Origin of the sequence: Rhizobium centroccidentale (assembly GCF_030182565.1) — a bacterium.
Lineage (GTDB): Bacteria > Pseudomonadota > Alphaproteobacteria > Rhizobiales > Rhizobiaceae > Rhizobium.
On sequence record NZ_JAQJCG010000002.1, the window covers coordinates 329384 to 349768 of the forward strand.

Annotated in this window: 21 protein-coding genes; 14 read left to right on the forward strand and 7 right to left on the reverse strand. The window is 58.8% G+C overall.

Annotation, left to right across the window (positions count from 1 at the left end):
• Positions 1 to 19 precede the first annotated feature (19 nt).
• Positions 20 to 598 (forward strand): TetR/AcrR family transcriptional regulator, encoded by a 579-nt coding sequence (locus tag PH562_RS03460; protein WP_285171438.1) that lies wholly within the window; start codon positions 20 to 22, stop codon positions 596 to 598.
• A 154-nt stretch (positions 599 to 752) separates the two neighbouring features.
• Here PH562_RS03460 and PH562_RS03465 read toward each other — a convergent pair whose 3' ends face one another.
• Entirely contained in the window at positions 753 to 1736 is a 984-nt protein-coding gene (locus tag PH562_RS03465) for a bifunctional helix-turn-helix transcriptional regulator/GNAT family N-acetyltransferase (protein ID WP_285171440.1), read from the reverse strand.
• A gap of 70 nt (positions 1737 to 1806) precedes the next feature.
• Positions 1807 to 2526 (reverse strand): aspartate/glutamate racemase family protein, encoded by a 720-nt coding sequence (locus PH562_RS03470; protein WP_285171441.1) that lies wholly within the window; start codon positions 2524 to 2526, stop codon positions 1807 to 1809.
• Between the two features lie 161 nt (positions 2527 to 2687).
• Here PH562_RS03470 and PH562_RS03475 point away from each other — a divergent pair, with 161 nt between their 5' ends.
• Positions 2688 to 3152 carry an Lrp/AsnC family transcriptional regulator gene (locus PH562_RS03475; protein ID WP_285171443.1) on the forward strand — a complete coding sequence of 155 codons (465 nt, stop codon included), beginning with the start codon at positions 2688 to 2690 and terminating at the stop codon, positions 3150 to 3152.
• A gap of 106 nt (positions 3153 to 3258) precedes the next feature.
• Positions 3259 to 4521 (forward strand): NAD(P)/FAD-dependent oxidoreductase, encoded by a 1263-nt coding sequence (locus PH562_RS03480; RefSeq protein ID WP_285171444.1) that lies wholly within the window; start codon positions 3259 to 3261, stop codon positions 4519 to 4521.
• Between the two features lie 59 nt (positions 4522 to 4580).
• Here PH562_RS03480 and PH562_RS03485 read toward each other — a convergent pair whose 3' ends face one another.
• On the reverse strand, positions 4581 to 5624 hold the full coding sequence (locus PH562_RS03485; RefSeq protein ID WP_285171445.1) for an NAD(P)-dependent alcohol dehydrogenase: 1044 nt from the start codon (positions 5622 to 5624) through the stop codon (positions 4581 to 4583).
• A gap of 201 nt (positions 5625 to 5825) precedes the next feature.
• Between PH562_RS03485 and PH562_RS03490 the strand changes: the two genes are divergently transcribed.
• The 3 genes from PH562_RS03490 (at position 5826) to ilvC (ending at position 8650) form a co-directional block, all read left to right on the forward strand.
• Positions 5826 to 6737, forward strand: coding sequence for an AraC family transcriptional regulator (locus tag PH562_RS03490; RefSeq protein ID WP_285171447.1), 912 nt, complete (start codon positions 5826 to 5828; stop codon positions 6735 to 6737).
• 198 nt (positions 6738 to 6935) lie between these two features.
• Positions 6936 to 7586: a TetR/AcrR family transcriptional regulator C-terminal domain-containing protein gene (locus PH562_RS03495; RefSeq protein ID WP_285171449.1), complete on the forward strand. Its 651-nt coding sequence runs from the start codon at positions 6936 to 6938 to the stop codon at positions 7584 to 7586.
• Positions 7587 to 7630: 44 nt separating this feature from the next.
• Positions 7631 to 8650 carry a ketol-acid reductoisomerase gene (gene ilvC / locus PH562_RS03500; RefSeq protein ID WP_015340257.1) on the forward strand — a complete coding sequence of 340 codons (1020 nt, stop codon included), beginning with the start codon at positions 7631 to 7633 and terminating at the stop codon, positions 8648 to 8650.
• 47 nt (positions 8651 to 8697) lie between these two features.
• Here ilvC and PH562_RS03505 read toward each other — a convergent pair whose 3' ends face one another.
• From PH562_RS03505 to PH562_RS03515, 3 genes are all read right to left on the reverse strand, one after another.
• Entirely contained in the window at positions 8698 to 9237 is a 540-nt protein-coding gene (locus tag PH562_RS03505; RefSeq protein WP_285171450.1) for a hypothetical protein, read from the reverse strand.
• 87 nt (positions 9238 to 9324) lie between these two features.
• Positions 9325 to 9702 carry a type II toxin-antitoxin system VapC family toxin gene (locus PH562_RS03510; protein WP_285171451.1) on the reverse strand — a complete coding sequence of 126 codons (378 nt, stop codon included), beginning with the start codon at positions 9700 to 9702 and terminating at the stop codon, positions 9325 to 9327.
• Positions 9702 to 9911 carry an AbrB/MazE/SpoVT family DNA-binding domain-containing protein gene (locus PH562_RS03515; RefSeq protein ID WP_285171452.1) on the reverse strand — a complete coding sequence of 70 codons (210 nt, stop codon included), beginning with the start codon at positions 9909 to 9911 and terminating at the stop codon, positions 9702 to 9704. Before PH562_RS03515 ends, PH562_RS03510 begins: the two co-directional genes overlap by 1 nt.
• A gap of 220 nt (positions 9912 to 10131) precedes the next feature.
• On the opposite strand from PH562_RS03515, the gene PH562_RS03520 reads away from it, so the two are divergent.
• Positions 10132 to 11361 (forward strand): aminotransferase-like domain-containing protein, encoded by a 1230-nt coding sequence (locus tag PH562_RS03520; RefSeq protein ID WP_285171453.1) that lies wholly within the window; start codon positions 10132 to 10134, stop codon positions 11359 to 11361.
• A 19-nt stretch (positions 11362 to 11380) separates the two neighbouring features.
• Here the strand turns inward: PH562_RS03520 and PH562_RS03525 are convergent, their stop codons facing one another.
• Complete coding sequence (locus tag PH562_RS03525) at positions 11381 to 12439, reverse strand: aldo/keto reductase (protein ID WP_285171454.1); 1059 nt, start codon at positions 12437 to 12439, stop codon at positions 11381 to 11383.
• Positions 12440 to 12611: 172 nt separating this feature from the next.
• Here PH562_RS03525 and PH562_RS03530 point away from each other — a divergent pair, with 172 nt between their 5' ends.
• From PH562_RS03530 to PH562_RS03560, 7 genes are all read left to right on the forward strand, one after another.
• On the forward strand, positions 12612 to 13592 hold the full coding sequence (locus PH562_RS03530; protein WP_285171455.1) for an ABC transporter substrate-binding protein: 981 nt from the start codon (positions 12612 to 12614) through the stop codon (positions 13590 to 13592).
• A gap of 17 nt (positions 13593 to 13609) precedes the next feature.
• Positions 13610 to 15304: an ABC transporter permease gene (locus tag PH562_RS03535; RefSeq protein WP_285171457.1), complete on the forward strand. Its 1695-nt coding sequence runs from the start codon at positions 13610 to 13612 to the stop codon at positions 15302 to 15304.
• On the forward strand, positions 15292 to 16323 hold the full coding sequence (locus tag PH562_RS03540; RefSeq protein WP_113230593.1) for an ABC transporter ATP-binding protein: 1032 nt from the start codon (positions 15292 to 15294) through the stop codon (positions 16321 to 16323). The genes PH562_RS03535 and PH562_RS03540 overlap by 13 nt, the downstream gene beginning before the upstream one ends.
• Before the next feature lie 76 nt (positions 16324 to 16399).
• On the forward strand, positions 16400 to 17395 hold the full coding sequence (locus PH562_RS03545) for an isopenicillin N synthase family dioxygenase (protein ID WP_113230594.1): 996 nt from the start codon (positions 16400 to 16402) through the stop codon (positions 17393 to 17395).
• Between the two features lie 48 nt (positions 17396 to 17443).
• Positions 17444 to 18559, forward strand: a complete 1116-nt coding sequence (locus PH562_RS03550; RefSeq protein WP_285171458.1) for an endonuclease/exonuclease/phosphatase family protein — start codon at positions 17444 to 17446, stop codon at positions 18557 to 18559.
• On the forward strand, positions 18556 to 19293 hold the full coding sequence (locus PH562_RS03555) for an NUDIX hydrolase (RefSeq protein ID WP_285171459.1): 738 nt from the start codon (positions 18556 to 18558) through the stop codon (positions 19291 to 19293). The genes PH562_RS03550 and PH562_RS03555 overlap by 4 nt, the downstream gene beginning before the upstream one ends.
• Before the next feature lie 68 nt (positions 19294 to 19361).
• Positions 19362 to 20279: a PhzF family phenazine biosynthesis protein gene (locus tag PH562_RS03560; RefSeq protein WP_285171554.1), complete on the forward strand. Its 918-nt coding sequence runs from the start codon at positions 19362 to 19364 to the stop codon at positions 20277 to 20279.
• The last annotated feature ends 106 nt before the right edge of the window (positions 20280 to 20385 follow it).

The window sequence follows — 20385 nt, forward strand, 5'->3', positions numbered from 1 at the left end:
GGAAAATCAAGAGGTTGTTATGGCCCGGAAAAAAGAAATCGAACGAGACAGGATTTTGGACGCGGCCGAGGCCGTCATTCTCGATTCCAATGGCCGAAATCTAACGCTTGATGCGGTCGCAGAGCGGGCCGGCATCAGCAAAGGCGGGCTCGTCTACAGCTTTGCTACGAAGGATGAATTGATATACGCGGCGCTAGAACGGGAAATCACTCGCTTCCAGCAGGCGGTGCGTCACCGTGTTGGCGACAGGTCCGCTGATCCTATCGAATTGGTCCTCGCGCATATTGAGGAGGCTCTTAAAGAGGATGATGCCTCGACCCGAATGGCGGCCTTCCTTGTAACTGCGCTGGTTCATGCTCCGGGCATGCTTGAGCCAGTGCGGAGCCTTTATCGCACACTGCTCGATCCGCTGCGATCGAAATCAGGGAAGTTTGCCGAAGTCCGTCAGGCATTCCTGGCCGTTGAAGGTATCTTTCTGCTCCGGGGACTCGGATTTGTGGAGGTTTCCTCAGACGAGTTCAAATCTGTCTTGATCCACGCGCGCAACGTCGTCCTTGCGGCATCGGATGGGCAGAACCGCCAATCACCACAGCATTAAATCGTGGAGGCGGACGAAGGCTGAGAGTGGCAGCCTGCTCGGTTCGCAAACTACCGATCACCTACTGAAGAGAGGACGTAAAGAGCCATGGGAACCCTCTCTGTTCATGGGGTCTTCCCGCCCGCCCAAATTATGCCGAGCTTTCGATCCAGGACTACTGGAAATCTCGGGCTTTAGGAAGCGGGCTCGGTAGAGTATCCGGCTCGGGATAGAGATCGAGTTCCCAGGTCTGGCCGTTCAGTTCCGGACCGAACATGCGATGTCTTTCCTCCGCCGCAAGCCTGAAGCCCGCCTTGATGTAGATGGCCCGTGCCGCATCGAGAATATCGTTGGTCCAAAGCGATAGTTTCTTGTAGCCGGCATCGCGCGAGAAGCGGATGCATTCATCAACCAGCAGCTTGCCGAGGCCGAGGCCGCGCGCGGTCTTGTCGATATAGAGCAGCCTCAGCTTTGCGGTGTCGTCACCGCCATCGGTAACCATGACCGAACCGACATTCAGGCCGCCTCGTTCGGCAATCCAGCATCGGTCCTTCTGCGGATTGAAATTGGACAGGAATTTACCGGCGACTTCGGCCACCAATCCCTCGAAGCGGTCGTCCCAACCGAATTCTTCGGTGTAAAAACGTGCCTGGCTTTGTACGATCCAGCCGATGTCCCCCGCTCGATGGTTGCGGATGATGGCGGGTGGTTTACTCGTTTCACCGGCGCCGAGCGTGTCCTGGATCGTCCGCATTGCCGCCGCGACACGCTCTGGTTCTCCGATCGCAAGTTTTTCGAAATATCCGGCGATCTGCGCGCGTGAGCGGCGGACGAATTCCTCGAATTGCACCTGTCCCTTATCGGTGACCTTTATGACCTGGCTCCGTGCATCGGTCGGATCGGGCGTCGTCTCAACCAAACCATCCTCGCGGAAGCGCTTGACGATACGGCTGAGATAGGCGGGGTCGAGATGGAGGTCACGCGTCAGCGCCGAGGCGGCAACACCGCCGCGAAAGCCGACTTCGAACAGCACGCGCACATCCGTCAGCGTGTAGGGGCTGTCGAGATAGGCCTTGTTCAGAACGCCAAGAAAATTCGTGTAGAAGCGATTGAAGTCGCGAATGGCATCGATGGTGGTGAATTCGACAGCGGGGGGCATGGCATCGTCTCCTCATTATAGAAGACGATGTCCATTATTTATTGGACTCAGTCAAGTAAATTGTTTGAAGTCAGGCGGCGCAACTCTTACTACTCTTTTCATTCGCGAGCGCGAAGTCCACAGCCGCTTCGGCGTGGATCGTCGTGGTATCGAAACCGGGCAGCATCAGTACCTTCGGATCGAGGATGAGGCAGATCTCGGTGCAGCCGAGGATGACGCTGTCGGCGCCTTCAGCTTTAGCACGCTCGATGATGCCGTTCAGCTTCCGGCGCGACTCGTCCTTGATGATGCCGGCGCAGAGTTCGTTGAAGATGATATCGTGCGTGACGGTGCGATCCTCGGGACCGGGGACCATGATCGAGACGCCGTTCTCAGCCATACGCTCGGCATAGAAGCCGTGTTCCATCGTGTAGCGGGTGGCGAGCAGCAGCGGCTTGACCCTACCGGCGGCCTTCAAGGCCGCTGCAGTCTCATCGATGATATGGATGAGTGGAGCTGAAACGCGTTCGGCAACCTGAGGCGCTATCAGGTGCATGGTGTTGGTGCAGATGAGCACGCATTCTGCCCCGGCGGCCTCCAGGCGCTGTGCGGCATCGCCGAGGCGATCGGCGGCATCGTTCCAGCGTCCAGCCTTCTGCAAGGCGACGATCTCTTCGAAGTTGACGGAGTACATCACCAGTTCGGCGGAGGAGAGGCCGCCCAGCCGCTCGCGGACCATTTCATTGATCAGGCGATAATAAACTGCAGAACTCTCGAAACTCATGCCGCCGATCAGGCCAATGGTGCGCATAATGCTGTTCTCCGCTCGTAGATTTTGATGGGAGGAATAGTGCGGTGATTCATCCGCCGTATGTTTGCGTTTTTTGAAGCTTATCAAGATCTATCTGCAAATGTTTGCGCATTTTTCGATTTATGTGCAAAATAACGGCGTGTATATGGAGATCGCCGCACATGCTGGACGAACGCGACCGAAAGATTCTCGAATTTTTGCAAGCGGATGCCGGCATCTCCGTCACCGAACTTGCCGATCGCGTTGCCCTGTCGGTGTCGGCCTGCTCGCGCCGCATACAGCGGCTTGAGGAAAGCGGGCATATCGCCCGACGCATCGTCGTGCTCGACCGCGAGAAGATGGGTGTGCCAACCACGGTCTATGCGATGATCAAGACGGCGCATCACGCAGACGAGTGGATCGAATCCTTCCGCAAAGTCATCGGTGATATCCCCGAGATCGTCGAGGCGCATCGGCTGACAGGCAATTACGATTATATCCTCAAGATCGTTCTGCCGCGTGTCGAGCATTATGACGTCATCTACAAGATGCTCGTGCGCAAGGTCGAACTGTTCGATGTTTCCGCATCGATCTCGATGGAGGAACTGAAAAGCGGCTCGTCCGTTCCGGTCGGATACGCACGGTAGGCACAATGGCGCGTAACAGTCGCAGGGGTGCCATGCAGAAAAGATAGTTGCTGCTTATCCTTCTCAACCCTACGTTTTTCCCGAAGCGTAGCCATGAGGTGTTGCCATGCAGGATCATCACATTGTCGTCGTCGGAGGCGGCTTTGGCGGATTGCAGCTCGTCAACGATCTGAAAGGTGCTCCCGTCCGCATCACGCTGATCGATCGGCGCAATCATCATCTGTTCCAGCCGCTTCTCTATCAGGTCGCGACCACTCTGCTCGCAACTTCCGAGATTGCCTGGCCGATCCGCAGCTTCTTCCGGGATCGGCCAGAAGTGACAACCTTGCTGGCGGAAGTCGTCGGTGTCGATAGTGATGCGCGTGAGGTTCTTTTGAAGGACGGGCAGAAGATCGGTTACGATACGCTGGTGCTGGCGACGGGTGCGACCCACGCCTACTTCGGTCATGATGAATGGGAGCCCGTGGCGCCCGGTCTGAAGACGCTGGAGGATGCGACGACCATTCGCCGCCGCGTTCTCCTGGCTTTCGAGCAGGCGGAGCTTGAAACCGATCCGGGGGCCCGCGAGGCGCTGTTGACCTTCGTGATCGTCGGCGCGGGTCCCACGGGCGTCGAGCTTGCCGGTATCATCTCCGAGCTGGCAAGAACGACGCTGCCGAAGGAGTTCCGCAATATCGACACCCGCAAGGCAAAGATCATCCTCGTCGAGGCCGGGCCGCGGGTATTGGCAGCCTTTGCCGAAGACCTTTCCGACTATGCTCGCAGGGAACTAGAGGTTCTAGGCGTCGAACTCCGCTTCGGTAAGCCGGTGACTTCCTGCAGCGCCGAAGGCGTGACGATCGACGACAGCTTCGTGCCGTGCCGCACCATCGTCTGGGCGGCTGGCGTCGAGGCGTCGCCAGCGGCGAAATGGCTCGGCATTCCCGCCGACCGCGCCGGCCGCGCCATAGTCGACAAGGAGCTGAGGGCGCCGGGCAAAGACAATATCTTCATCATTGGCGATACGGCGTTGGTCTTGCGCGAAGATGGCAGTCCGGTGCCGGGCATCGCTCCGGCAGCCAAGCAGCAGGGAGACTATGTTGCCAAGGTGATCAGGGCGAAACTGGCGGGTAAGCCGATGCCGGGGCCGTTCCGCTACAGGCATCAGGGTAGCCTCGCGACGATCGGCAAGAGTGCCGCTATCATCGATTTCGGCTGGCTGAAGCTCAAGGGGTGGATCGCCTGGTGGGTATGGGGCCTTGCCCACATCTACTTCCTGATCGGCGTTCGCTGGCGCATCGCGGTCGCCTGGAGCTGGCTGTGGATCTATATCAGCCGGCAGCACAGTGCCCGGCTGATCACGCAGCGGGAAAGCACGCGCGAAGAATAAAAGCATTCGCGAAGAATAAAGGAAGGGCGGCGTCCGGATCGGACGCCGCCCTTTTCGGCTTATGCCAGCGAAGCGATGTCGATCACGAAGCGGTAGCGGACATCGCTCCTCAGCACGCGCTCGTAGGCCTCGTTGATTTCCTGGATGTCGATCTTCTCGATCTCGGCGACGATGTTGTGCTCGCCGCAGAAGTCGAGCATTTCCTGGGTTTCCTTGATCGAGCCGATCATGGAACCGGAAAGGCTGCGGCGGCCGGGGATCAGCGAGAAGGCATGAACCGGAACCGCATGTTCGGGAACGCCGACCAGCACCATGCTGCCATCATACTTCAGCAGGTTCAGATAGGCGTTCCAGTCGATCGCCGTGCCAACCGTGTTGATGATCAGGTCGAAGGTGCCGGCGAGCTTGGTGAAGGTCTCGGCATCGCTGGTGGCGTAGTAGTCCTTCGCGCCCAGCTTGAAGCCGTCTTCCTTCTTCGACAGCGTCTGGCTGAGAACCGTGACGTCGGCGCCCATGGCGTGAGCCAGCTTCACGCCCATATGGCCGAGGCCGCCCATGCCGACGATCGCGACCTTCTTGCCCGGTCCGGCCTTCCAGTGGCGCAGCGGCGAAAAGAGCGTAATACCGGCGCAGAGCAGCGGTGCGCCCGAATCGAGCGGAATGTTGTCCGGGAAGGAGAGAACGTAGCCTTCCTTGACGACGATCGAGTCGGAATAACCGCCGAAAGTCGGCGTCTTGCCGTCGGCCTCGACATCGTTATAGGTCTGAACGAGGCCCGGCATGTAATGTTCGTAGTCGAGGTCGCGCGTGGCGCAGGTCGTGCAGGAATCGACGAAGCAGCCGACGCCGACGCGGTCGCCGACCTTGAACTTCGTGACCTCGGAACCGACGGCGGTCACGACACCGGCAACTTCGTGGCCCGGCACCATCGGATATTTCGAGCCGCCCCATTCGTTGCGGGCCTGGTGAATGTCGGAATGGCAGACGCCGCAATATTGGACGGAGATGACAACGTCGTCCGCGTTCGGGTCGCGGCGCTCGAAAGTAAATGGCGTGAGCGGCTTGGACGCGTCGGTCGCTGCATAACCCTTTGCGATAGGCATGGGAGATTTCCTTATCTTTTCGGATGGGTTGGGAGTAGAATTTAGATGGCCCACCATGCATCAGGACCGGGCCACAGCGTTAGAGCGATCCTGCAAGCTTTATGTACGATCCTGCGAATCTAAATGCGCGGCAGGTCTTTCGCGATCGAACGGTGTTACCTAGATAGACATCGATATCTGCTCGAAAACAGTTGGTTGCGCATGACACTGCCTTTCAATCCCAATCAGGAACTCGCATCGATCGTTGCACGTTTCGCTCCGAGCGACGGCGAACACCGTACGCCGATAGACAATCTTAATCTCTACCGGCAGTCGGCCGCGACCGTGTGGCAGCATGGGGCTTATCGGCCCTGTTTTGCAATCGTGGTCCAGGGACGCAAGAACCTGACAATCGGCGCCGAGACCTACAATTACGGGGTCGGCGAGTATATTTTGACCGCGCTCGACCTTCCGGTCTCGACACAGGTAACCAATGTCGGCAGCGATGCGCCTTATCTTTGTTTTGGCATGGCGCTCGACAGCGAACGGTTGAAGGAGTTGCTGTCGCGTGTCAGCATTCCGAAGCAGGCGCTGACTGCCGAGCCTGTGCGTGGCATCGCGGTCAATGCGGCCTCGCCGGAACTGCTGGATGCTTCGCTGCGGCTGCTCCGGTTGCTCGATCGGCCGGAAGATATTCCGGCTATGGCGCCATTGATCGAGCAGGAAATCCTCTATCGTCTGCTGACCGGTCCGAATGGCCCTCGGCTGCTGCAGATCGCGATGGCGGAGAGCCAGAGCAACCGGGTGGCGCGTGCCGTCGCCTGGCTCCGCGGCAACTATACACAGCCGTTGCGCATCGAGGAACTCGCCGAGCGTGTCGGCATGAGCGTTTCCTCGCTCCATCATCATTTCAAGACTGTTACGGCCCTATCACCGATGCAGTATCAGAAGCAGCTTCGGCTGCATGAGGCGCGGCGGCTTATGATCGTCGAGCAGCTCGATGTCGGCTCTGCCGGGCACCGTGTTGGCTATCAGAGCCCTTCGCAGTTCAGCCGCGAATATAGCCGTCTCTACGGTCTTCCTCCTCTGAAGGATGTCGAGGCGATGCGCAACAATGCGGTGGCGGCCGAGTAGGTGATGTTTCTGACCGATCATTTGCGTCAAGCTTTCTCGACAACTGACCGGCTCGTGGCAGTTGCCACCGTTTAGCAGTCCTGGCAAGCACTCTCTTTTAACGCAGTGCAGCAACGAATTCCGCTTGACGGCTGCATCGGTGTCCTGCATAAAGCGCCGCGAACCGTACCGTACGGTACGCATTTGGGAGTGGCCATCGTGCTGAGCGAAGTAGGACAGTCGAGCGAGTTTTCGCCGCGCCAGAACGCAGTTCTGGAGCAGGCGCTGCGTCTGCTCGTCGACGGCGGCGAGAAGGCGTTGACGACCTCCGGCGTCGCACGCGCGGCCAATTGCTCCAAGGAAAGTCTTTACAAGTGGTTCGGCGACCGCGATGGCCTGCTGTCTGCGATGATTACCTATCAGGCCAGCAAAGTTCGCACCTTCGAGCGCAATGGCGAGCGACTGAATACAGCAAGCCTGCATGACCACCTCGTCATTTTCGCCCGCGACCTGCTGGAGGTTTTGGCCGGCGACGTCTCGCTTGCCTTGAACCGCCTGGCAATCGGCCAATCGAACCGCGACGGCTCCAAGCTCGGTAAGCTCCTGCTGGAGCGCGGGCGCCGGCAGATCGACCGCCGTGCCATCGGTCTCATCGACGCCGGCAAGCGGGCAGGGTTACTGCGCTTTACCGATGCTGACGAAGCATATCACACGCTTTATGGGCTCATCGTCTCCGATCTGCATGTGCGCATGCTGCTCGGCGAGCCCGGTTTGAAGGATACGAGCCGTCAGGCTGAGAAGGCGGTCAGCGCCTTCCTCAAGCTTTACGGCACGGAGAAGGTATTGGCGGAAGCAGCAGCGACCGTCTGACAATTTAAAATCTGCACACAGACAAGCAAAGGGAAGGACAAACAATGCGCGTCTATTACGATCGTGATGCCGATCTCAACCTCATCAAGTCGAAGAAAGTCGCCGTCATCGGCTACGGTTCGCAGGGCCGCGCTCACGCGCTGAACCTGAAGGACAGCGGCGCACAGAACCTTGTGATCGCGCTGAAGGCCGGCTCCCCTACGGTCAAGAAGGCCGAAGCCGACGGCTTCAAGGTCATGACCGTTGCCGAAGCTGCAGCCTGGGCCGACCTGATGATGATGGCGACCCCGGACGAACTGCAGGCCGACATCTACAAGGCCGACATCGCTCCGAATATCCGTGACGGCGCTGCGATCGCTTTCGCCCACGGCCTCAACGTTCACTTCGGCCTCATCGAGCCGAAGGCTTCGGTCGACGTCGTCATGATCGCTCCGAAGGGCCCGGGCCACACGGTTCGCGGCGAATACCAGAAGGGCGGCGGCGTTCCTTGCCTCGTTGCCGTTCACCAGAACGCCTCCGGCAATGCGCTTGAACTTGCTCTCTCCTACGCCTGCGGCGTCGGCGGCGGCCGTTCGGGCATCATCGAAACCAACTTCCGCGAAGAGTGCGAAACCGACCTCTTCGGCGAACAGGTCGTTCTCTGCGGCGGTCTCGTCGAGCTCATCCGCGCCGGCTTCGAAACGCTGGTTGAGGCCGGCTACGCGCCGGAAATGGCCTACTTCGAGTGCCTGCACGAAGTGAAGCTGATCGTCGACCTGATCTATGAAGGCGGCATCGCCAACATGAACTACTCGATCTCGAACACGGCCGAGTGGGGCGAATACGTCACCGGTCCGCGCATCATCACCGAAGAAACCAAGGCTGAGATGAAGCGCGTCCTCAAGGACATCCAGACCGGCAAGTTCACCTCCGAGTGGATGCAGGAATACCGTTCGGGTGCTGCCCGCTTCAAGGGTATCCGCCGCAACAACGACAGCCACCAGATCGAAGAAGTCGGCGCCAAGCTGCGCGGCATGATGCCCTGGATCGGCAAAAACAAGCTGGTCGACAAGTCGGTCAACTAAGCTTTTCGGCATAGCCGGATTGGAGGGTCGGAGCGCAAGCTCCGGCCTTACTCGTATGCTGATCCGAGAAAAATTCCATTGTCGGAAAGTATGTCGTTTGCTTCTTCGAGGTATTTGTTAATTTCTATTATGAAGTCGTTTAATCTCAATAATTTCTCCGGGTCTTTGTCCGATTTCAGTGTTATTGCGACGTCTATTTCTTCCTTGTTCTCCATTACTTTCAGTATGTCTGTATAACCGTAGAGGAGCATTCCAACATCTTTGATGATCTCAATTTCGACGCTGTGGATTATGTTTCCTATTAATTTCCAGCAGGAAATCTTGTGATCCGTCGATAGGGAGGAAGAGGTTGGCATCCGATGGACAAATTCATGAGCCTTCAAGATATCTTGGCTTTTTGTAAGTTCAGCCAGACGCCTGATAGAAATTGCCAGTACGATAAGGTCTTTTTTGCAGAGTTCAGACGAGATTGTGTAGTATTCGCCATAACCGAATATTTTTAGTGGACGGGATGTTGAATAAGCAGCAAGACGGGCGAGTGCCTCGACCGAATCTTCATATGCAAGTCTACAAAGGGCCGCATTCATTCTTATCCGTGATTTCGGCGGTTTATTCATAGGCTTGAGCTACCAATTATCGGAAAGTTGCTAATTTCTCTACTAGGAGCGAAGCCGCTATTGTTTCTTGCGAAAATAGACCACGCGGTCGAGATCCTTGAAATGGGCGTCCAGCGTCAGCACGTCAGCGTCGTGCAGCTCGGCGGTCGCGTAGATGATCGCGTCGGCGAGTGCGAGTTTATACTTTGCCGAAACTTCAGCGGCACGGCGGGCAAGAGCGGTATCGAGAGGAGCGACAATGCAGGTAGCGGTATAGGCGAAGAAGGAATCGACTGCATCCTCGTCGCGCTCGCGTTCCAGCCATTTGGCAAGTTCGAGCTGGACGATGGTGGGAACGATACATTCGCTACGCGCAGGCATTTCGCTCTGAAGCCGATCTGCCGCCGGACCTTGGGTCAGCCACTCTATCCATGCCGAGCTATCAACGACGCGCATCAGAACCGGTCTTTCCGGTCACGGTAATTGCCGGGGTTGGTACCCTTCGCCATGCCCTTGAGATCAGCAAGTTCAGGTACGGGAATGAGCAGCACGCCTTTCCCCTTCGGAATGAAGACGAACTCCTGGCCTGCGCTCCAATGCTGCTGGTCGCGAACTTCTTTCGGGATCGATATCTGAAATTTCGAGGACAGGGTAGCGGTCGCCATTCTTACGTTCTTTCGATCGATGAATACAACGTAAGAATAACACCCGAGGAGAGAAATGTGTAGGCCATTTCAGACACGGTCTGAGCATCGATGACCGGCAGGCACTGACCAGTTTCGAGATTTGTCTGTCACCGTGACAAACAAATTAGGTCAGCATTGTTGACTTATCTTTTGTTGCGTGATCTTGTGGCGCAAAGACCAAAAATTACGAGGAAGCCCCATGTTGAATTGGGAAAATATCTTTGCGACGCGCTCGAGCCGTATGCGCGCCTCTGAAATCCGCGAGCTGCTGAAGCTGTTGGAGCGGCCTGACATCATCTCTTTCGCCGGTGGCATTCCCGATCCCGCATTGTTTCCGGATGCCGAATTCAAGCAGGCCTATGCCGACATCTTTTCCGGCTCGACTGTAAATGCAGCACTGCAATATTCGGTCAGCGAAGGTTACAAACCGCTGCGCGAATGGCTTGTCGGCCAGATGGGCGCGCTCGGCATTCCCTGTGAGCTCGAAAATGTCTTCATCGTTTCCGGTTCGCAGCAGGGGCTCGATTATCTCGGCAAGCTCTTCCTGTCGCCGAAGGATACGGCGCTGGTGACGGCGCCCACCTATCTCGGCGCGCTGCAGGCTTTCAACGCCTATGAGCCGACGTATGACCAGCTGACGCCGAACGGCAATCGCACGCCGGATTCCTATCGCGCCGCGGCTTCGCAGGCAGGCGGCAGGGTGAAGTTTGCCTATCTCTCGGCCGATTTCGCCAACCCGACGGGCGAGACGGTCGATCTGGCGGGCCGCGAGAAGCTGCTCGATCTCGCTGAAGAGCTCGATATCGCCGTCATCGAAGACGCCGCCTATCAGTCGCTGCGTTATGACGGCGAGCCGGTCGCGCCGATCCTGTCGCTGGAAATCGCGCGCAAGGGCAGCATCAACGACACGCGCACGATCTATTGCGGCAGCTTCTCCAAGACGCTGGCGCCCGGCCTTCGCGTCGGCTTCATCGTTGCCAATGCGCCCGTCATCCGCAAGCTGGTGCTGATGAAGCAGGCGGCCGACCTGCATTCCTCGACCATCAACCAGATCGCGATCCATCAGGTCGCCGAGCGCGGTTTCGATGCGCAGGTTGCCAAGGTCCGCAAGACCTATAGCCACCGCCGCGACTGCATGCTGGCGGCGCTTGCGAAATACATGCCTGACGGTACGAGCTGGACGAAGCCGCAAGGCGGCATGTTCGTCTGGATCACCTTGCCGAAGGGCATGGATGGCGCGAAGCTGCTCGCGCGGTCGCTGGAAACGGCGAAAGTCGCCTTCGTGCCCGGGCAGGCCTTCTTCGCCGACGGTTCGGGCGCGAACACTTTCCGCGTCAGCTTCTCCTGCGCCAATGACGAGATGATCGAAGAGGGTATCTCGCGGCTCGGCAAGCTGATTGCGGGTGAAATCGGGGCGATGGCGGCTTAAGCCGCCACGCCGTTTTTCTTCACTTCGCCAGATGCGGGCTGATCAGAGCCAGATCAGCCTCACTCAGCCTGTCGCTGGCCGTATTGCGCTGGTGCCAGTAGGGATACATCAGCGGCTGCAGGCTGACGTCATCGAGCCGCTTGCGTTCTTCGTCCGTCAGCTTCAGCTCGGCGCTGGCAAGATTGTCCTTGAACTGCGCCTTGGTGCGGCCGCCGATGATGACTGAGGTCACACCCTTGCGGCCGATGAGCCAGGCAAGTGCCACCTGGGCTGCCGAAACGCCGCGACCATCCGCGATTTCCACCAGCGTCTCGACGATATTCCACAGGCGGTTTTCATCGCGGATCGGAGGTTCCGTCCATCCGGCGAACTGGCGTGTACCCTCCGGCGTTGCCTGATTGCGGCGATGCTTGCCTGAGAGCAGGCCGCCCGCAATCGGGCTCCAGACGAGAATGCCGAGGCCTTGGTCGATACTAACAGGCACCAGCTCGTTTTCCGCGTCGCGGGCTTCCAGCGTGTAGTGGATCTGCTGGCTGACGAAGCGTTCGCGCTTGTCGCGCTCACTGACGCCCAGCGCCTTCATGATGTGCCAGCCGGAAAAGTTCGAGCAGCCGATATAGCGGACCTTGCCCTGACGAACCAAGGTGTCGAGCGCTTCCATCGTCTCTTCCAGCGGTGTCTGTCCGTCCCATTCATGCAGCTGATAGAGATCGATCACATCGGTCTTCATGCGCTTGAGGCTTGCTTCGCAGGCCTGAATGAGGTGCTGGCGGGATGAGCCGACATCGTTGACACCAGGCCCCATCGGGAAGCGTGCCTTGGTGGCGATGAGCACGCCGTTCTTGCGCGGGCCGCCGATGATCTCGCCGAGGATTTCTTCCGACGCACCTTGGGAGTAGACATCGGCCGTATCGAGCAGGTTGACGCCGGCATCCACGCACATGTCGACAAGCTTCTTGGCTTCCTTGACGCCAAGGTCGCCAACGGTTTTTGCCCATCCAACTCCGCCGAAGGTCATGGTGCCCATGGTGATGGTGGAAACTTTGAGGCCGGAGCGGCCAAGCAGGCGATATTCCATAGATCTGTCCTCCTCGATCCCGTCTGAAATACGTGCCTCAGAAAATAGTGCCGGATCGCGGCGGTCAAGATTCAATCATCATACGAACGGCAATCTATTCAAATTCAACTGTCACAATCATGTTAAACCCTGCGTCTAGACAACCTCGTACAACCTAGCCGAGGACGTTTTCATGAAGACCTTTGTTTCCGCCATTGCCGGCCTGTTGGCCATCGCCCTTTTCTCCGGAAGCGCCAACGCCGCCGATCTCGTCCTCTATACCAGCCAACCGAATGCCGATGCGCAGGCGACCGTCGATGGTTTCATGGCCGCCAATCCCGGTATCAAGGTCGACTGGGTTCGTGATGGCACGCCGCAGATCATTGCCAAGCTGCAGGCTGAAATGCAGGCTGGCGCTCCGGTGGCCGATGTCCTGCTGATCGCCGATACGGTGACGCTGGAGCGCTTGAAGGAAGCCGGCAAGCTGCTCGCCTACAAGTCGCCGGAAGCCGCAAACTACGATCCGTCGCTCTATGACGCCGGCGGCTATTATTATTCCACCAAGCTGATCACGACCGGCATCGTCTACAACACGGCTGCCGCGATGAAGCCGACAAGTTGGCAGGATCTGGTCAAGCCGGAAGCCAAGGGTCTCGTCGCCATGCCGAGCCCGCTGGCTTCGGGCGCCGCTCTCATCCACGCGCAGACGCTCGCCGGCGTCGGCAGTCTCGGCTGGGATTATTACAAGAACCTCGCCGACAATGGCGCGATCGCCTCGGGTGGCAACGGCGCCGTGCTGAAGTCGGTCGCGTCTGGCGAGAAGGCCTATGGTATGATCGTCGACTACATGCCGATCCGCGAAAAGGCCAAGGGTGCTCCGCTGGAATTCGTCTTTCCGAAGGAAGGCGTTTCGGCCGTGACCGAGCCCGTCGGCATCCTTGCCGGCACGCAGCATGCCGATGCCGCCAAGAAGTTCGTCGATTATGTTCTTTCCGAAAAGGGCCAGGAAGGCTTCCTGAAGCTCGGCTACATTCCGGCCCGCAACGGCACGCCGCTGCCGGAAGGCTTCCCGGCACGTGACAGCATCAAGGTTTTGCCGTTGAATGCCGCCGATGCTCTCAAGAACACGGATCAGGACCTCAAGACCTTCTCCACCTACTTCAAGTCGAAGTAATCCAACCCGGATTTGGAATGTATCGATATGTGCGTCGAGGAAACAGCCAGCCGGCCTGGCTGTTTCCTTTTGTTGTTGCCGTCGTGCTCTTGCTCAGCGTTTTGCCGCTGGCGCGGCTGGCGTTTGCCGGCATCGAGGCGCTGCTCAGGGGTGGTGTCTATGAGCTCATCACCGATCCCTCCCTCTGGCGCTCGGCCTGGTACACGATCGAGACGGCCGTGCTCGGCACCATTGTTTCTGTCTTGCTTGGTTGTCTCTTCGCATTCCTGCTGACGTTGACGGATCTGTCGGGCAGGGGGCTGCTCGGCTTCCTCTTCGTATTGCCCATGATGATCCCGCCGCAGGTGACGGCACTCGCCTGGGTGCAGATGTCCGGACCGTCGAGCCCCTTGCTGAAAGCGTTGCATATCGCGCCGCCGCTCGGCTCGCCGCAGCCGCTGTATTCGGTTGGCGGCATCGCGCTGCTCTACGGCGTTCAACATGCACCGCTTGTCTATCTCGCCCTGCGCGCCGGCCTGTTGGCGCTTCCGCGCGATGGTGTCGAGGCCGCGAGGCTTTCCGGCGCGTCCGGCCTGCGCGTCTTCCGCGATATCATCCTGCCCTTGTCTCTGCCCGGTGTCATTGCCGGAGCCGCGATTGCCTTCGTCTCGTCCATCGGCAATTTCGGCATTCCGGCGATCCTTGGCATTCCCGCCTCAATCTATACGCTTTCAACCGTGATCTTCACGAAGTTCTCCAATTTCGGGCCGAGGACATTCGGCGATATCGCCGTACTCTCAATGATGATTGCCGTCATTGCCGTTGCCGGTCTTGCCGTGCAGGGCAGGGCCTTGAAGGGGCGTGATTACCGCGTCATCGGTATTTCCGGCGCGACGGCTGCCTTTTCGCTCGGCCGCTGGCGCTTTCTGGCGTTGCCGGCGCTCTATGCCATCCTCTTCGTCATGCTCGTTGCTCCCTTTCTGGCGCTGGTCGCAGGCGCGCTGGTGCCGGCTTACGGCGTGCCGCTCACCTTCAAGACGGCGTCGCTCAACGCCTTTACGGAAATCCTGTTTCGGCAGAGCATAACCCGCACCGCTTTTTCCAATTCGCTGTTTCTTGCCGGCATGACGGCGCTCGGTCTCCTGCTGGTGACAGTGCTCGTGGCCTATGCGCTGACGCGGCGCAAGGACATGCTGAGCCGCATCGTCGGCGGCATGATCGAGATCCCTTACTCGCTTCCGGGCATCATCATCGCCGTCTGTTTCATTCTGGTGTTCGCAGCACCGCTGCCAATCCTCAACGTCACGCTTTACGGGACGATCTGGATCATTCTGCTTGCCTATTTCTCCGCCTATTTCGCGGTCAGCCTGAAGCCGGTCATGAGCGCCTTCCTGCAGCTTGATCCGGCACTGGAGGAGGCGGCGCGACTTTCCGGAGCCGGCTTTTTCCGCCGCTTGATCGATATCATCGTGCCGCTGATCGCGCCGGCGGCGAGCGCATCGGTGATCCTTGTCTTCCTCATCGCCTGCAACGAGCTAACCGTTTCGGCGCTGCTCTGGTCGGCCGGCACGCAGACGCTCGGCGTCGTTATCTACAATCTCGACGACGGCGGCAGCGCCGATCTTGCCTCGGCCATGTCGGTCATCGTCATCGCCATGGTGGTCGTCATGATGGTGCTTCTGGAAATCATGGCTAAGCGCCTGCCGAAGGGAGTGGTGCCTTGGCGAAACTGATCCTCAATCATGTCAGCAAGGATTTCGGCACGGACGGACGCGCCGCGGTCAATGCGTTATCGCTCGATGTCCGTGAAGGCGGCTTCCTGGCGCTGCTTGGTCCCTCGGGCTGCGGCAAGACGACCGTGCTTCGAATGATAGCCGGTTTCGAGCAACCGACCGATGGCTCCATCCACCTCGGCGAACGGCTGCTTGCGGACGCAGTGAATATGCTGCCGCCGGAGCGGCGCAACATGGCGATGGTGTTCCAATCCTATGCGCTCTGGCCGCATATGAACGTCGCTGACAATGTCGGTTATCCGCTGAAGGTACGCGGCATCTCCGGCGAGGGCTACCGCGAGAAGGTGCGCGAGGCCTTGGCGACGGTGCGTCTTGGCGACTATGCGGAACGCAGGCCCGCCGATCTCTCCGGTGGCCAACGGCAGCGCGTGGCGCTTGCCCGCTGCCTGGTGACATCGCCCGATGTCGTGCTGCTGGACGAGCCGCTGGCTAACCTCGACCGTCATCTGAAGAAGGAGATGGAGGAGACCTTTCGCGAATTCCACCAGCGCTCCGGCGCCACCATGGTCTATGTCACGCACGACCAGAGCGAAGCGATGGCGCTTGCGACCGATGTTGCCGTCATGTCCGAAGGGCGGCTGCTGCAGGTGGCGCCGCCGGCGGAGATCTATGCGCGCCCTGAAGGGAAGATGGTCGGCGGCTTGGTCGGGCAGGGCGCCATTCTGTCGCTCGCTTTTCCCGATGGCGGTCTGCGCCGCATCGACTGGTCGCTCTTCCGAGGCCTGTGGGAGAATCGAACGGGCGGCTCGACAAGCGCGGATATCCTCGTGCGACCGGAGGATGTGATTGCCGCCGGCGAGGGCATTTCCTGCCGTGTCGATTCCGTCCTTTATGAGGGTGAGCGCTATGCACTGAGGCTGTCGATGCCGGATGGGCAGATGCTGCGTGCCTATAGCCGCGAGCCTGTCGCCGCGGGCGACGACTATCGAGTTGCCATTCGCTCAGCCTGGCGGCTTTGATCGGTAGGGGACAAGATGGTTGTTCCCTGCCGCCTCCTATGCTTGATTTGCTCGATGTCACGAAGGGGAGTCGCGCATGTCCGATCATAGCTTTCCGATTTTCGATCTCGGCGCCTTCGAAGCAGCCGATCATGACGAGAAAAAGCGGCTGGGCGCGGAGGTGGACCGGATATGCCGCTCGACCGGCTTCCTGGCGATTGCCAACCACGGCGTCGCGGATGCCGTGATCGCCGAGGTCTGGAAGAAGACGCAGACTTTTTTCGATCTGCCGTCTGAGGTGAAGCAGAAGGCGAAAACGCTCTATCCCGGCTATCCCTACGGCTATCTCGGACCGGGCACAGAGGCGCTTGCAAAATCGCGCAACGTGGACACGCCGCCGGATCTGAAGGAAAGCTTCAATGGCGGCCCGCTTTCCGTACCCTCAGGCATGACAGATACTGAAGCACTCGGCTTCTGTTATGCCGCGACCATCTGGCCGGAGGGGCCTGAAGGATTCGCGGACGCATGGAAGGCTTATTATCGGGCGATGGAAGATTTGGCAGCGCGTATCATGCGCGTCTTCGCAACGGCGCTTGGCCTCGACGGGCATTTCTTCAATGCCTATGTGGATGCGCCGATCAGTGCGCTAAGGGCGTTGAATTATCCCGAACAGCACGTGCCGCCGCAGCCGGGCCAGCTTCGCGCCGGCGCGCATACCGATTACGGCAGCCTGACGATTCTCCTGCCGCAGCCTGGCTCAAAGGGCCTTGAGATCATCGCTCCCGATGGCAACTGGACGCCGGTGCCGCCGGTGGAGGGCGCTTTCGTCATCAATATCGGCGACCTGATGGCGCTCTGGACCAATGATCGCTGGGTTTCCACCGTGCATCGTGTCGTCAATCCGCCGCCGGAGGAGGGCGGCATGCAGCGCCGCCAGTCTCTGGCCTTCTTCCATCAGCCGAACTGGTTTGCCGAAATCGCCTGCCTGCCGTCGTGCCTGAAGGAAGGCGAGGAGCCGAAATATGCTCCCGTTCTTTCCGGCCCGTATCTGATGGGCAAGTTCAAATCGACGGTAACAGCCAAAGCCGGATGATGCGACTATAATAAGCCGGCTCACATTCTTCTTAAATTGGAATGCTTCATGTCCCTGCGCCTTGCGACTTTCAACGTCGAAAACCTTCTGACCCGTTTTGATTACACTGGTTTTCGCAATCAGTTGCGCCAGGATCGCGTGTTGCAGCTCTTCGATGTTCGTAATGAAGAGATCTATCAGCAGTTGGAAGCGGCGCGTGTGATTGCGGCGACTGACGACACCAGGCAGATGACGGCGCTCGCGATCGCGGATGCCGATGCCGATATCATCTGTCTGCAGGAGGTCGACAACATGGCGGCGCTGCAGGCTTTCGAATATGGTTATCTCTACCGCATGGTCGGCAACGGCTATCGGCAGAAATTTCTGATCGAAGGCAATGACAGCCGCGGCATCGATGTCGCCGTGATGATGCGCGAGGAAACACGCGACGGTCAGCCGATCGTTCTCAATGATATCAAGAGTCACGCCATGGTGACCTACGGCAATTTCGGCCTTTTCAACGACGAGCTGGCGGAGCTCGGCCTTCATTCGGAGGACAAGATCTTCAAGCGCGATTGTCTGGAACTGCGTCTCCATATTGGCGGTGTGCCGTTCTCGCTCTATGTCATCCATCTGAAATCGATGGGACCGGCACGTGAAGGGGTGGATGGACGTCATGCGACCATGGCGATACGCCGGGCCGAGACCATGGCGGTTCGCCGCATCATCGAAGATCGTTTCGGCGCCGGCCACACAGCAACGAAGAATTTCGCCATCTGCGGCGACATGAACGACTATCAGGAATGGATCGATGTCATCGGCACACGCCGCACCGGCTATCGCTTCGAACCGCGCAGCGAGGAGAAAGGGAGCGCACTCGATGTCTTCAGCCATGACGGTTTCGCCGAAAACGTCATGCGGCGGCGCGACGAGCTTGACCGCTGGACACTTTACCACGCCCGCGGACCGCAGGAGCAGCGGCTTTGCCAGCTCGACTATATCTGGCTCTCTCCGGCGCTGGCTCGCGCCAATGCGACGCGCGTGCCCGATGTCGTCCGCTCGGGCCAGCCCTTCCGCACTATTTTCCCACCGGGGCAGGAGGTAGAGCGCTATCCACGCGTCGGCTGGGACAGGCCGAAAGCCTCCGACCATTGCCCCGTCGTCATGACATTGGATTTGATATGACCCTTTCAGAACAGAACGACGTGGCCGCCTGGCCGCCGGAAAGCACCGTGTTCCCTATCTCCAGCATCGACCTTGCCGTGTTTCCGGGCGAACATCCGTTTCACCTGCGTGAGCAGGAGGCAGCGCGGGAGAACTGGGCAAGGGAAATTGCCGCCAATCCATCACTCTATGACGGTCGCATGATCTTTCAGCACAGGCTGTCGCTTACAGGCGGTGCAGTGAAGGGGGAGGCCTATGTAACACCCTTCTCGACATTTCTCCTGTGGCGAAAGCAGCGGCAGCCAGGAGCTTTTCACCTTTTTGCCTTTCCCGTCATCGTATCGTCGGACGGAGCGATCATCGCGATACGCATGGCCTCCCATACCGCAAATCCCGGTCAGGTCTATTGCGCCTCCGGATCGATGGATGAGAGCGATATCGTCGACGGGCACGCCGATGTCGAAGGCAATATGCGGCGTGAGGTGTTGGAGGAGACTGGTCTCGATCTACGTGATGCCGCTCCGGTATCCGGATATCACGCAATGCATATAAGGCGTTCGGTGACGCTTCTTCGCGTCTTCCGTTTTCCATGGACGGCCGAGGATATGCTTCGGCGGATCGAGGCGCATATGCTCGTTTCCGAAGAGGACGAGGTCGATGGCGTGGTCGCTATTCGATCGGCCGACCCAACGGCGCATCCCTATAACATTGCGATGCGTCCCATTCTCGCCTGGTTCTTTGGCGGCGGCCAATAGCTTGGGCTTGCGCTAGGGTCGCTTGCCGGTATGAATAATCAAATCTGGAAATACGGATGGAGGTCAGATTGGCACGCAGCTACAGTGTCTATGATGTGTTCACCGACAGCAAACTGGCGGGCAATCCACTCGCGATCATCTTCGATGCCGAGGGGTTGAGCGACGAAGCGATGCAGGCGATCGCCAGGGAGATGAACCTTTCCGAGACCGTATTCGTGCTGCCGCCGCAAAATCCTGCCCATACGGCGAACCTGCGGATATTCACGCCCGGTCGCGAACTACCTTTTGCCGGGCATCCGACCGTCGGCACAGCGATCGCCTTGGCGGAGAAGGCCCATGCCAATCATGGCGGAGATCTCGATCTCGTTTCCGTTCTCGACGAGCGCGTCGGGCCGGTGCGCTGCGCCATCAAGCTGAGACAGAACAAGGCGAGCTTTGCGGAATTCGATCTGCCGAAAAAGTCGCAGGAGATCCTTCTGCCGCTCGACAGAGCCGATATAGCCAATGCGCTCAGCCTGAAAATCACCGAGATCGGCTTCGAAAACCATGTTCCTTCCATCTGGAGTGCCGGTGTGCCGTTCCTTCTGGTGCCGGTGCATGATGTTGGCGCGGCGGAAAGGCTGGAATTCGATTTGCAGCTCTGGGAAAAGACGGTGCCTTTCGTCGATGGCGCGCTTGCCTCGGCTTTCATTTATTGTCGTGGTGGCGTCAATCACGTTGCCAAATTCCACGCGCGCATGTTCCCTGTGGGAATGGGTATAGTCGAGGATCCGGCGACGGGAGCCGCGGTGGCGGCGCTGTCCGGTGCGATCAATCAGTTCGATGCTTTGCCGGATGGGCATCATCCTGTTGTCATAGAGCAGGGCATCGAGATGGGACGGCCGTCGCTGATTCATCTTCACCTCGATATCAATGGTGGCCTGATCGCCAATGCTCGCATCGGCGGCCAGGCGGTGCGCGTTGCGTCAGGAATTCTTGAGCTTTGATTTTATTGAGTTTTCGGCTCCCTCTGAAATTTTTTTGACAAAAAAACAAAGAAAATTCGTCTGGCCGCTGGACAATCAAACCGATCCTATTTATATGCCCGGTCAC